The following is a 12,614-nucleotide window of genomic DNA, read 5'->3' on the forward strand; positions in this document are numbered from 1 at the left end:
GGGGCAATGAGTTGTCCACAGGCGTTGCACGGAGGGCTCGCGCACCTTGATGATGTTGGGGCTTGAGTGCACCTGTTCGTGCCTGTTCGAATCTGTGAGGGACTGCATGCTGGAGATCGCCGAGAACGGCCGCACATGGCTCCTGTCGGGGCCGACCAGCGGTTACGCCGTCCACCTCACCGCTGACGACGAGCTCCTGCACCTGCACTGGGGGCCACGGATCGCCCTCGCCGACGCCGAGGCGCTCGCTGTCCGCCCGCTGCCCGACTACTGGCCCTTCGAGTCCCCGCTCGACGGCCGCGAGGAGTACCCCGTCGAGGGTGGTCCCCGCTTCGTCCGGCCCGCCCTGTCGGTGCGCACGGAGGAGGGGCGCGGCACCGAGTGGCGCTTCGAGGCGTACGAGCGTGCCGAGGACGACGGACTGCGGCTGCGGTTCCGCGACGGCGGGCTGGCGATCACGCTGCACTACCGGATGCGCCACGACGTCCTCGAACGCTGGGTGACCCTGGACAACGACGGGCCGGCCCGGGAGCTCCTGCGCGCCGACTCCGCCGTCTGGACCCTGCCCGACCGCGACGGCTGGCGGCTGTCCCAGCTGCACGGCCGCTGGGCCGCGGAGTCCCGGCTCGTGCGCTCCCCCCTCACCTACGGTGAGAAGGTCATCGGCAGCCGCCGCGGCCACACCGGACACCAGCACCTGCCCTGGGTCGCGCTCGACACCGACGCCACCGAGGAGCGCGGCGAGGTCTACGGCTGCGCCCTCGGCTGGTCCGGGTCCTGGCGGATCGCCGTGGCCCAACTCCCGGACGCCCGCGTGCAGATCACCGGCGGGGCCGGGTACGACGACTCCGGCCTGCTGCGGCTGGCGGCGGGGGAGTCCTTCACGACGCCCGTGTTCGCCGGCCTGTGGAGCGACGGCGGCTTCGGCGGGGCGAGCCGCGCCTGGCACGCGTACCAGCGTGCGTATGTGATCCCGGACGCGGACCAGGACCGGCCGGTGCTGTTCAACTCCTGGGAGGCCACGGAGTTCGACATCTCCGAGGAGCAGCAGGGGGTGCTGGCGCGGCGGGCCGCGGCGATCGGCGTCGAGCTGTTCGTCGTCGACGACGGCTGGTTCGGAGCCCGCACCAGCGACCGCGCCGGGCTCGGCGACTGGAAGCCCAACCCCGACCGCTTCCCCGGCGGCCTCAAGCCGCTCGGCGACTACGTGCACGCCCTCGGTATGCGGTTCGGCATCTGGGTCGAGCCGGAGATGGTCAACCCGGACAGCGAGCTGTACCGGGCTCACCCGGACTGGGTGCAGTACCAGTCGGGACGAAAGCGGACGGAACTGCGCAATCAACTCGTACTGAACCTCGCGCGCGAGGACGTCCAGGAATACCTCTGGGGGCAGCTCCACGAGCTCCTCTCCAGTGCCCCGATCGACTACGTGAAGTGGGACTTCAACCGCTGCTTCACCGACGCGGGCTGGCCCGGCGAGTCCTATCCGCAGCGCCTGTGGGTCGACCACGTGCACGCCCTGTACCGCCTGTTGGACCGGCTGCGGGCCGCCCACCCGGGCGTCGCCTTCGAGTCCTGCTCGGGCGGCGGCGGCCGGATCGACCTCGGCGTGATGAGCCGTACGGACCAGGTGTGGACCTCCGACAACACCGACCCGCTCGACCGGCTCGCCATCCAGCACGGCTTCAGTCAGGTCCACCCCGCCCGGGTCATGGCCGCCTGGGTCACCGACAGCCCCAACACCCAGCTCAACGGCCGGGTCAGCTCGCTGCGGTTCCGCTTCGTGAGCGCCATGGCCGGGGTGCTCGGCGTCGGCGGGGACCTCGCCGAGTGGACCGAGGAGGAGCTCGCCGAGGCCGGTGACTGGGTGGCTCTCTACAAGGAGATCCGGCCCCTCGTGCAGCGCGGCGACCTCTACCGGCTGCGGCCCCCGGAGGGCGGGCTGAGCGCGGTGCAGTACGTGCTGGGCGACGAGGCCGTCGTCCTGGCCTGGCTCCAAGCGCAGCGCTACGGCGAGCCCGTGCCGGCGCTGCGACTGCGAGGCCTCGACCCGTCAGCGTCGTATGAATGCCGCGAAACGGGCGAAGTTCACAGAGGTGCCGTACTGCTGCATCACGGACTGCGGACGCAGGTGCGCGGTGACCTGGATGCGACGATTCTCCGCCTGCGTCGTATCTAGGGTTTCTGTCTGAAATGGCGCCTTCGTTCCAACTCCGGTCGGAGCAAAGGCGCCTGGGGGGCGGCCACGTGAGGAGCGTCATATTCGTGACCGTGCGTTGCCCGTCATGTTCACGTAATCAACACGCTTTTCATGGGTGTTTGGCCAAAAGGGCAGTCCCCTAATGCACTCAGTGTGACCGGGAATTCTCTCAGGTGACCAACAGAAAGGTATTCGGGGGCAACCACTTACTTGTCCCTTTGCGTCCTGGTCGCTTACGTTCACCACTCATCCGGACGGACGCCCAATCCTGCCGCCGCCCGGAACCCGCACACACCCACCCGTACACGGCAGGAGCGGGGGACCCACAGGTACAACGCCTGTTCCGGTCTCCGGAACGGCTAGGGGTTAAGTCGTACTTCGGTACGGCCGGGCATCTCCAGTCCGCACCCGACAGCTCACCTCGCAGGCGCCGGAGAGGAATTCGCCATGCCCGCGAAGGGTAAGCACCGCCGACCGAAGTCCCAGCGCTTCACTCGCTCCATCGCCGTCGCCGGAACCGGCGGCGCCGCACTTGCGCTCCCGCTTCTCGGGGCCACCGGCGCGCACGCCGCCACCCCGCAGTCCGTCTCGGAAAAGGCCGTTCAGTCGTCCGTTCCGGCCACCGTGCAGAAGGTGGCCGAAAAGGCGGCGGCCGAAAAGCAGGAGGCCGCGCAGACTTCGGGCGCGAAGACCTACTCCGTGCGAGCCGGTGACTATCTCGCGAAGATCGCGGACGAGCAGAACGTCAGCGGTGGCTGGAAGAAGCTCTACTCCGACAACCGCGCGGCCGTCGGCGACGACCCGTCGCTGATCCACCCCGGCCTGAAGCTCTCGATCGGCAAGAAGGCGGCGACGAGCACGCCCAAGTCGTCGTCCTCCTCGGACTCTTCCTCTTCTTCGTCCAAGTCGTCGGATTCGTCGAAGCCGTCCAAGTCGTCGGATTCGTCTGATTCATCCGCGTCGTCGCAGTCGTCCTCCTCGTCGAAGACCGAGGCGGCCGCCCAGAGCGCCGACACCGCCGGCAACTCCAGCGGCTTCAGCCTCCCGGTGAGCGGTGCCTCCGTCGGTACCGCCTACCGCACGGCGGGCAGCATGTGGTCCAGCGGCTACCACACGGGCGTCGACTTCGTCGTCCCAACCGGCACCTCCCTGAAGGCGGTCGGCGCGGGCACGGTCGTCTCCGCGGGCTGGGGCGGCGCGTACGGCAACCAGGTCGTCATCAAGCTCGCCGACGGCTACTACGCCCAGTACGCCCACCTGTCCTCGCTCTCCGTCTCCAGCGGCCAGTCCGTGACGGCCGGCCAGCAGGTCGGCCTCTCCGGCGCCACCGGCAACGTGACCGGTCCGCACCTGCACTTCGAGATCCGCACCACGCCCGACTACGGCTCGGACGTGGACCCGGTCGCCTACCTCCGCTCGAAGGGCGTGGCCGTCGGCTGACGCTCCTTCCAGCGCCCCTGAGGGTGGCGCCCCACACACCACCGAAGGCCGGACCCCGATCCCCGGGTCCGGCCTTCGGTGCGTTCGCCCTTCCTCACTCATGATCACTTCGTTGCGGTCTTGTGGCAGGGGTGCACGGAGCGTCGACAGTGAGGGGAGAGAGGGGACACAGTGAACTCCGCACCGGTGCAAGCGCTTTCTCCGTCTGTGCCGAAGCCCTCGATCACCCTCCTGGAAGGAGCCGTCTCCCGTGACGACCACGCGTAGAGCCTTCGGAGCCCTCACCGCGGGCGCCGCCCTGGCCGCCCTCGCGCCCGCGACCGACGCGAGCGCCACGCCCCGTCATCGCCGGCTGATCGCCCGCGACGACTTCCGCCACGGTCTCGGCCGGTGGGCGGTGGAACTCGAGAAGGGCGGTACCGTCACCGCCTCCCGCGGGGTCCTGGACATCGACGTGCCCGCCGGCGCGACGGTCTGGTTCAAGGAACGGCTCGAAGGCCCGTACGTCCTGGAGTACACCGCCACTCCGGTGTCGGCGGGCGGGGTCAACGACCGGGTCTCCGACCTCAACAACTTCTGGAACGCCGTCGACGTCCGTTCCCCCGACGACCTTTTCGCCACGCAGCGGGGCGGGGCGCTGGCGGAGTACGACTACCTCAAGACCTACTACTCCGGATACGGCGCCAACTACAACACCACGACCCGGCTGCGCCGCTACGTCGGAGAGGCGGGCGTCCGGCCGCTCGTGTACGACTACACCGAGCCGCTGCTCGTGCCGAACGAGCCGAACCGGGTCCGGATCGTCTCCGACGGCTCGGGCGTCCGGTGGTGGAACAACGGGAGGCTCGTCTTCGACTACGGCGACCCCGAGCCCTACACGAGCGGGCACTTCGCCTTCCGGACCACCTGGAGCCACTTCCGGATCAGCGGGTTCCGGGTGTGGCGGTTGCAGCCCCAACAGCGGTGAAGGCAGGGCTATTCCTGCTTTGACCAATCCTTGAAGAGTGGCTTATCTCACCGCCCGTCAACCCCTTCCTACGGTCGCGTAGCTCACATCCCAAGGGGAATCATGGGCCGACGTGGCAGACGATTCGAAGAGTGACAACAGATCAGTGATCGGGTCGTACGTGGCGGTGGGGGACAGCTTCACCGAGGGCGTCGGCGACCCCGGCCCCGACGGGTCGTTCGTCGGCTGGGCCGACCGGTTCGCGGTACTGCTCGCGGACCGGCGACCCGAGGGCGACTTCAGGTACGCGAACCTCGCGGTCCGCGGGAAACTGCTCGACCAGGTGGTGGAGGGCCAGCTTCCGCAGGCCCTCGAACTGGCCCCTGACCTGGTCTCTTTCTGTGCCGGTGGCAACGACATCCTGCGGCCCGGCACCGACCCCGACGAGGTGGCCGAGCGTTTCGAGCGGGCGGTGGTGCAGCTCACCGCCGTCGCGGGCACGGTGATGGTGACGACCGGGTTCGACACCCGTGGCGTGCCCGTCCTCAAGCATCTGCGCGGCAAGATCGCCACCTACAACGGACATGTGCGGGCCATCGCCGACCGCCACGGCTGTCCGGTGCTCGACCTGTGGTCCCTGAAGACCGTTCAGGACCGGCGGGCATGGGACGGCGACCGGCTCCACCTGTCGGCGGACGGGCACACGCGCGTGGCGCTGCGCGCGGGGCAGGTCCTCGGTCTGGAGATCCCGGCCGACCCGGACCAGCCCTGGCCGCCGCTGCCGCCGCGCGGCACGCTCGAGGTCCGGCGGGACAACGTGCACTGGGCGCGCGAGTACCTGGTGCCGTGGATCGGCCGTCGGCTGCGCGGGGAGTCCTCGGGCGACCACGTGACCGCCAAGGGCAGGCTGTCGCCGGACGACATCAAGACGCGGATCGCTTCCGTGGCGTGAGTGCGTGAGTGCGTGAGTGCGTGAGTGCGTTAGGGCGTGGGGGGCTTCAGGGCTTCAGGGCTTCAGGGCTTCAGGGCTCGAGGGTGCCCGGTGCGTGCCGGCCCGCGGGCGGGGCGGCTGGGCACTCGGCTCGTCCGGGCGGGGGCCGGCTCGTGCGGGGCAGCGGGCTCGGCGCCGCTAGGTCGTCAACGCCGCCCGTGCCAGCCCGAGTTCCCGGGCGAGCGCCTCGTCGACCCATTCCTGTGCCCGCGCCCGCGAGACCGCGCCCGAGTACGACGTGAGCTGTACGGCGAGCCCGTCCAGCAGGGCCGTGAGGCGCAGAGCCGTGCCGCCCGGGTCCGGGCAGTGGAACTCGCCGGCGGTCACGCCCTCGGCGATCACCTCGGCGAGGGCGGCCTTCCACCGCCGGTCGAGGTCCCGGGTGACGTCCTGGAGTGCGGGCTCGCGCAACGCGGCCGCCCAGCCCTCGATCCACAGCCGCCAGCCCTTGGCCGGGCCGGTCGGGGCGTACCAGCGCACCGCCGCCCGCAGCCGGCGCAGCGCCGTGGTGCGGCGGCCGAGCAGCTTGCGCAGGTGGGTGAGGTCGTCCTCGGCCGCGTACGAGAACGCGGCGGCGACCAGTTTCTCCTTCGTGGAGAAGTGATAGAGCACCAGTGCGTTGCTCACACCGAGCGCCGAGGCCACGTCGGCGATCCTGACCGCCGCCACGCCCCGTACCTCGATCTGTTCGATCGCGGCCCGCAACAGCTCCTCGCGCCGCTCCGCCACGCTCAACCGCACTCTCGCCACGCGGTCACCCTAATCCGTGGTGCTTGTGGGCCGCCGGACGGAGGGCGATTCCCGGCCGCGACGGTCCTGGCCGGTCATCACCCCTGACAGGGCCGTTCGCGCCGAGGAACGGGGGCCGCGCCTACCGGTACCACCCGAACCGTTCGGCGATCACCGGCAGCCGGTCCGCGACGATGGCGTGCGCGGCCGCCCGCGGGCTCGTCCCGTCCGTCTCCGCGCGGGCCAGCATCTGCTCGACCAGGGCGCGCATCGAGCGGCGCGTGTGGGCGAACGCCGCGTCCGCGTCGGCTTCGACGTCGCCGAACAGTGTCCACCACCACCAGGCGTTCGTCCCGGAGTTCACGATCACGTCCGGCAGCACGGTCACCCCGCGCGCGGACAGCAGTTCCTCCGCCTCGGGGAGGACCGGCATGTTGGCCGCCTCGATGATCCAGCGGGCCGTGATCCGCTCCTGGTTCGTGGTGTCGACGGCGTACGAGACGGCCGCGGGCACCAGCACCTCCGCGCCCGCCGACAGCCAGGCGTCACCCGGCAGTTCACGGTCGCCCGGACGCAGCACGGCCCGGTCCACCGTGCCGTGGGCGTCCCGCGCCGCGAGCAGCGCCTCGACGTCGAGCCCCGCCGGGTTGGCGATCGTGCCCTTGATGTCGGCGACGGCCACGACGGTGAGCCCCGCGCGCGTGAGGAAGCGCGCGGTGGCCCCGCCCATGGTGCCCAGGCCCTGCACGGCGACCCGCGTTCCCGTATACGCCACGCCGGCCCGGTCCAGGGCCGTCAACGCCGACTCCGCCACTCCGCAGCCGCCGACCAGCTCGTCGAGCCCGATGCCGTCGACCTCGACCGCGAAGGCGTCCGCGAGCCGCCGCCGGGCCGTGACCTCGTCGTCGAGCAGCGGATACACCGCCTGGATCGAAGAGACCAGTCCCGCTTCCGAGGCCGCCCGGTCCACCAGGTCCTGACTGAGGCCGAGGTCCTCGCCGGTGGTCCACAGGCTCTCGACGTACGGCCGCATGGCGCGCAGGTAGCGCACCAGAAGCTCGTACGCCCCCGGCTCCCGGGGATCGCAGTCGATACCGCCCTTGGCGCCGCCGAGGGGGACGTAGCGGCCCTCCGGGTTGTAGTGCAGGGCCTCCTTCATGGTCATACCGCGGGCGAGCTGGGCGACCTCGTCCAGAGTGCAGCCCGCGCGCATGCGCAGCCCGCCGCTGGAGACGCCGCGCACCAGCCGGTCGACCACCAGGAAACCCTGACGACCGGTGAGGTGGTCGGTCCAGGTGAGCGACATCAGGGGGGCGGTCATGCGGTCTCCTCCAACTGAACGGTGAGTCAGTATCCAGATGCTGGCCGTGTCCTGTCAACGAGGGAATGGATCACGGGTGCAACCCGGTTGTCAGAGGGGGCGACCATAATGGAACGCCTCACCGACTCCCCCTGGAGGTACACCGTGACCGGTTTCCGTTCCCCGAGCTCCGGGCTTCGCGCGCTGCGGCCCGCGGCCTTCGGTGCGGACCCGAGCGGTGAGCGCCTGGCGCGCATCCGCAGATCGCCCCACTTCAAGGACGGGGTGTTCCAGAATCCCGGGGGCACCACCAGTACCCGGCCCTCAGGTTCGTCGAGGGAGTTCGCGAAGACCTTCTTCGACAAGGACGAGCGGGCCCGCCGCGCCCCGACGGGCACGGTTCCGGTGCACGCCACCACGCTCGCCGACATCGCCGAGCCCCCGGCCACCGGGCTGCGGCTGACCTGGATGGGGCACTCCAGCGTGCTCGCCGAGATCGACGGGCACCGCGTGCTCTTCGACCCCGTCTGGGGTGAGCGCTGCTCCCCGTTCGCCTTCGCCGGCCCCAAGCGGCTGCACCCGGTGCCCCTGCCGCTGGCCGCGCTCGGACCGGTGGACGTCGTCGTGATCTCGCACGACCACTACGACCACCTCGACATGCCCACCATCAAGGCGCTGGCCGGCACGGACACGCTGTTCGCCGTGCCGCTCGGCGTCGGCGCGCACCTGGAGCACTGGGGGGTGTCCGCCGACCGACTGCGCGAGCTGGACTGGAACGAGGCGGCCAAGGTCGGCGGTCTCACCCTGACGGCCACGCCGGCCCGTCACTTCTGCGGCCGCGGTCTGCGCAACACCCAGCACACGCTGTGGGCCTCCTGGGTCGTCGCCGGGGACGAGCACCGGATCTACCACAGCGGCGACACGGGGTACTTCGAGGGCTTCCAGGACATCGGCGCCGAGCACGGCCCCTTCGACGCGACGATGATCCAGATCGGTGCGTACAGCGAGTTCTGGCCGGACATCCACATGACGCCCGAGGAGGGCGTGCGTGCCCACCTCGACCTCCAGGGCGGACGGCCGCACGGTGTGCTGCTGCCGATCCACTGGGCCACCTTCAACCTCGCGACGCACGCGTGGACCGATCCCGGCGAGGGCACCGTCGCGGCCGCCCGCACGGTGAAGGCCCCGATCGCCCTGCCCCGGCCCGGCGAGCCCTTCGAGCCCACGGCCGGGACCGTGCCGACCGAGCCCTGGTGGCGAGGGGTCGCCCTGACCCCCGCGGGCGGGTGGCCGGCTTCCGACGTGCCGGCCGCGGCGGCGATCAAGACCTCGGCCGACTCGGCGGCCCGGGCGCAGGCCGACAGGGCCGGTGACGCGCCGGAGGGCGAGGCCAGTGGCGAGCCGGAGCCCGTCCCGGCGGGCTGAGGTTCCGGGCGGGCGGCCGGGCCTGGCCGCCGGTGCCTCGGCGACGCGCCCCCACAGGATCCCCGCCGGACAGGCCCCGGTACCTGCTGGTGGGCGCGTCGACCTCCTATCCTGAATTCCCAGGGGGAGTCCGGAGTTGGGGGCGCACATGGTGGCGGAGGATGCTCCGGTCGGTGGGTCGTACCTGCCGATGAAGACGGAGAGCGAGCCGTACGTCCGACTGGCGAGTCTGCGGCGGTTGCATCAGACCATGGCCGACGTCAACACCGCGCGGAGTCTCGCGGACACGCTGCAGACGGTCGCCGACGGAGCTGTCGAGGCCCTGGGGTACGAGCTGGGCAGTGTGCATCTCGTACGCCCCGACGGCGACGTCGTCGTCGCGGCGGTCGCCGGGGGCGGTGCGAGGGAGGCGGATCGGGCCGGACTCGTGGTCTCCCGCGAGCCCTGGGATCGACGGCTGGAAGCGGGCGAGGAGTGGGGCGACCTGCGCTTCGTGCCGTACACCGAAGGCCGGGAGTTCGGGGACTACGACCTGCCGGGCTACCCCGACGAACCGGTGACGAGCTTCGCGGACGAGTGGCACCCGGGCGACCGGCTCTTCGCGCCGATGTTCACGCCGGGTCAGCCCGGCGGCGTGTGTGGTGAGCTGATCGGCGTGGTGTCCGTGGACCGGCCGCGCAATGGCCGCCGTCCGGGCGCGTGGGGGCGCGAAGCGCTCCAGATGTACGCCTTCCAGTCGGCGATCGCGATCAGCAACGCGCGTCTGCGTGCCAATATGCAGCGTGCACTGGTCAGGCTCGAAAGGGAGCAGCAGGCCCTGCGCGCCAGCGAGGAAAGCTTCCGCCAGGCCTTCGAGTACGCCCCCTCCGGCATGGCCGTCGCCGAGATGGGCGGCGACCTGCACGGCCGGATCCTGCGCACCAACGACGCCCTGTGCCGCCTGCTGGGCCGCCCCGCCTCCGCGATGCGCCGCTACTCCTTCTCCGACCTCGTCCACCCCGAGGACATGGGCACCCTGCTCCGCACCTCCGCCGAGGGCGGACGAGCCGAGCTGCGTCTCGCCCGCCGCGACGGCACGTACGTCTGGGTCCACCTGCGCAACTCCGTCGTCGCCGATGCCGTCGACGGTCCCCGGTTCCTCCTCACGCACGTCGAGGACATCGAGGAGCGCAAGCGCCGCGAGCTCCAACTCGTCCACCGCGCCTCGCACGACGCGCTCACCGGCCTGCCGAACTCCACGGAACTGCGGACCCGGCTCGGAGGGCGGCTCTGCGACGACCCCGCCGGCCGGGCAGAGGAACAGCACGTCCACACGGTGGATCCCGACGGCCACGAGGACGGCCGTACGAAGGGCCTCGCCGTGATCTTCTGCGATCTCGACGGGATGCAGTCGGTCAACGAGCGGTTCGGGTACGACATCGGCGACTCCGTCCTCGTCCAGGTCGGCCGGCGACTTGCAGAAGCGCTGCGTGACGGGGACACCGTCGCCCGCTTCGGGGGCGACGAGTTCGTCCTGCTGGCCGACGGGCTCGGTGCGGAGGAGTGCCGGGAACTGACGGAGAGCCTCAGGGCGGCCGTCACCGCCCCGATGCGGATCGACGGGCGCGTGGTGCGCGTGGGAGCCAGTTTCGGCAACGCCTGGGCCGCCTGCGGAACGTCCGTCAAGGACGTGCTGAACACCGCCGACATGCGCATGTACGACGACAAGAGATCCCGCGCGACAATCGTCCCCGAGGAGACGCGCCGGGCGGTCGTGTCGGAACACAGGATCGCCGGAACGCTTCCCGAACGTCCCCTCACGCCCTGGGTCCCGCAACGGGCCGTCGTGCACCGGAAGATCGTCAGGACGTGGCCCACCGACGGCACCCGCACCGCCCCGGCCGCCGAGACGGTCGAGGTGCGGTCCGGCGAGGAGCTCGTCCGGCTCGCGGACACCGCCCACGTCCACCACGTCGTCTGCCGGGGTGACATCGCCGACCTGAGCCCACTGCACCGTCTTCCCGCCCTGCGGTCGCTGGTGATCGCCGACAACCAACTGCTGTCGTACCTGGACGAACTGGAGGGCTGCCGCCGGCTCCGCTTCCTCACCGTGACCGGCTGCGGGCCTTTGCGGGACTGGGTCGGGGCGGCCCGGACCGGGGTGATGTTCGTCGAGGTCGGCCCCGGCCACGCCGTACCGCCGCTGAAGGGGCTGACGGAAGCCGGCCGGCTGCGGCGGCTCACGCTGCGGGAGGCACTGGACGACGAGGACCCGGAACTCGTCGAACTGCGCCGCTCCCTGGCCGAGGTGCAGGTGCGCGTCGCGGCCGGGGTTACTGGCTGAACTGCTGGTAGGTGCTCAGCATGTCGTGCTCCTGACTCGGCGTCAGGGCCTGGAGACGTGTGTGCTCCTGCGGGCTCGGGCCGGTGTCGACCTCCTGGTGCGCGAAGAGGAACAGCAGCCGGGGGAACGCCGTCAGCAGGCGCCGTAGCATCTCGGCGTCCGGCTGGACGCCCAGGACGATCGTGACGGGCCCGGACTCCTCCTCTTCCCGGGCCAGCCAGCGGTGCAGCTCGTCGTCGTCGAGCGTGTCGAACACCAGGAACCGGTTGAGGAGGAACTCGCGGACGTCGGCGATCACACTGTCGACGAAGTCCATGCCGGGCCGCGGCACGGGTGTGTGCACCGGCCAGGGGTCCGGGGATTCACTGGCACGTCGTACGTACAGCTCCGCGGTCTTGGTGGTCCGCGCCGTCAGCAGGGCGACGCGGCTCTCCGGTGCGGTGTCGCACAGGTCGTTCAGCTGTGCGGCGGCCGCCCCGGGCACCCGGGCGAACGGCACCACCATGTCGACGACGTCCTGGCGGTGCTCCCGGTGCCTCAGCAGCGGCAGCAGGCCGCGCAGGGCCTTGCGCATCGCGCACGCCGCGCCGAACTCCGCCACCGGACGCTCGCTCAGCAGACCAGCGGAGACCACGTGGTTCATGTGGTCGGCGGCGTAGGCGATGTGGGCCACGCCCAGCAGCCGGGCGATGTCCGACAGCCTCGTGGCCGGCACCTGCTCGAGGCGGCTCGCGACGTACTCCGTCACCTCCGGGTGGGGCAGCGATCCGTGCCGCTCCACGAGCACCCGCAGCCGGTCCGTCACCTCGGCGGGGCCGGTCGCCGTGGCCCAGTCGGCCATGTCGAGGCGTTCGAGCTCGAGGTGTGCCAGCAGGCTGCCTCCGAGGTCGTCGCGCCCCGCGCCGGGCAGCATCACGGGCAGGACCAGGAACCGTTCCCCGGTCACCTCCCTCAGGAGCACGGACAGTACCGCCTCGTGCATGACGTACTCGGATTCGAAGGCGTGCGGTGACAGCAGAAGCACCGTGCCCTGGCAGCGGGACAACTCCAGGGTGAGCTTGCGGTGCCACTCGTCGCCGACCCTGAGGACGTCCTGGTCGACGACGGGCTCGCAGCCCAGCTCGGTCAGGAGTGTGACGACCGCCTCGCGGTGCGCGACGCAGGCACAGCCACCGGCGGCGCACTTGTCCGCGCCGGAGCTGTGGCTGACGAAGATTCTCGGGGGTGCCATGTACGGACTCCTGCCGGCGGTCGTGGTGG

8 protein-coding genes, 1 pseudogene and 1 riboswitch are annotated in these 12,614 nt (G+C 71.1%); of the genes and pseudogenes, 6 read left to right on the plus strand and 3 right to left on the minus strand.

The window, feature by feature from the left end; genetic code table 11:
* The first annotated feature begins 106 nt into the window (after window positions 1–106).
* The 4 genes from ACFWWR_RS01285 (at window position 107) to ACFWWR_RS01300 (ending at window position 5,538) form a co-directional block, all read left to right on the plus strand.
* Entirely contained in the window at window positions 107–2,179 is a 2,073-nt protein-coding gene (locus tag ACFWWR_RS01285) for an alpha-galactosidase (RefSeq protein WP_383870421.1), read from the plus strand.
* A 303-nt stretch (window positions 2,180–2,482) separates the two neighbouring features.
* Window positions 2,483–2,643, plus strand: a riboswitch (cyclic di-AMP (ydaO/yuaA leader).
* A gap of 4 nt (window positions 2,644–2,647) precedes the next feature.
* Window positions 2,648–3,640 carry a peptidoglycan DD-metalloendopeptidase family protein gene (locus ACFWWR_RS01290; protein ID WP_383870418.1) on the plus strand — a complete coding sequence of 331 codons (993 nt, stop codon included), beginning with the start codon at window positions 2,648–2,650 and terminating at the stop codon, window positions 3,638–3,640.
* A 250-nt stretch (window positions 3,641–3,890) separates the two neighbouring features.
* Entirely contained in the window at window positions 3,891–4,607 is a 717-nt protein-coding gene (locus ACFWWR_RS01295) for a DUF6250 domain-containing protein (protein ID WP_383870415.1), read from the plus strand.
* Window positions 4,608–4,752: 145 nt separating this feature from the next.
* The gene (locus ACFWWR_RS01300; RefSeq protein ID WP_383870535.1) at window positions 4,753–5,538 is read left to right on the plus strand and encodes an SGNH/GDSL hydrolase family protein; all 786 of its coding nucleotides are present in this window, start codon (window positions 4,753–4,755) and stop codon (window positions 5,536–5,538) included.
* Between the two features lie 177 nt (window positions 5,539–5,715).
* Here the strand turns inward: ACFWWR_RS01300 and ACFWWR_RS01305 are convergent, their stop codons facing one another.
* Complete coding sequence (locus ACFWWR_RS01305; RefSeq protein WP_383870413.1) at window positions 5,716–6,327, minus strand: TetR/AcrR family transcriptional regulator; 612 nt, start codon at window positions 6,325–6,327, stop codon at window positions 5,716–5,718.
* A gap of 121 nt (window positions 6,328–6,448) precedes the next feature.
* Window positions 6,449–7,627 carry a Glu/Leu/Phe/Val dehydrogenase dimerization domain-containing protein gene (locus ACFWWR_RS01310; protein ID WP_384301309.1) on the minus strand — a complete coding sequence of 393 codons (1,179 nt, stop codon included), beginning with the start codon at window positions 7,625–7,627 and terminating at the stop codon, window positions 6,449–6,451.
* 144 nt (window positions 7,628–7,771) lie between these two features.
* Here ACFWWR_RS01310 and ACFWWR_RS01315 point away from each other — a divergent pair, with 144 nt between their 5' ends.
* Entirely contained in the window at window positions 7,772–9,031 is a 1,260-nt protein-coding gene (locus tag ACFWWR_RS01315) for an MBL fold metallo-hydrolase (RefSeq protein WP_384301311.1), read from the plus strand.
* Window positions 9,032–9,221: 190 nt separating this feature from the next.
* Window positions 9,222–10,781 (plus strand): annotated as a pseudogene (locus tag ACFWWR_RS01320) (diguanylate cyclase domain-containing protein); the annotation flags it as partial.
* Between the two features lie 562 nt (window positions 10,782–11,343).
* Here ACFWWR_RS01320 and ACFWWR_RS01325 read toward each other — a convergent pair.
* Window positions 11,344–12,585 (minus strand): toll/interleukin-1 receptor domain-containing protein, encoded by a 1,242-nt coding sequence (locus ACFWWR_RS01325; RefSeq protein ID WP_384301313.1) that lies wholly within the window; start codon window positions 12,583–12,585, stop codon window positions 11,344–11,346.
* Window positions 12,586–12,614: the final 29 nt, after the last annotated feature.

This window comes from Streptomyces sp. NPDC058678, from assembly GCF_042714835.1.
Lineage (GTDB): Bacteria > Actinomycetota > Actinomycetes > Streptomycetales > Streptomycetaceae > Streptomyces.

What these genes read in the sequence shown, in the direction of transcription:
- ACFWWR_RS01285 (WP_383870421.1), top strand. Translation starts at nt 107, where the DNA reads ATGCTGGAGATCGCCGAGAACGGCCGCACATGGCTCCTGTCGGGGCCG.
- ACFWWR_RS01290 (WP_383870418.1), top strand. Translation starts at nt 2,648, where the DNA reads ATGCCCGCGAAGGGTAAGCACCGCCGACCGAAGTCCCAGCGCTTCACT.
- ACFWWR_RS01310 (WP_384301309.1), bottom strand. Translation starts at nt 7,627, where the DNA reads ATGACCGCCCCCCTGATGTCGCTCACCTGGACCGACCACCTCACCGGT.
- ACFWWR_RS01325 (WP_384301313.1), bottom strand. Translation starts at nt 12,585, where the DNA reads ATGGCACCCCCGAGAATCTTCGTCAGCCACAGCTCCGGCGCGGACAAG.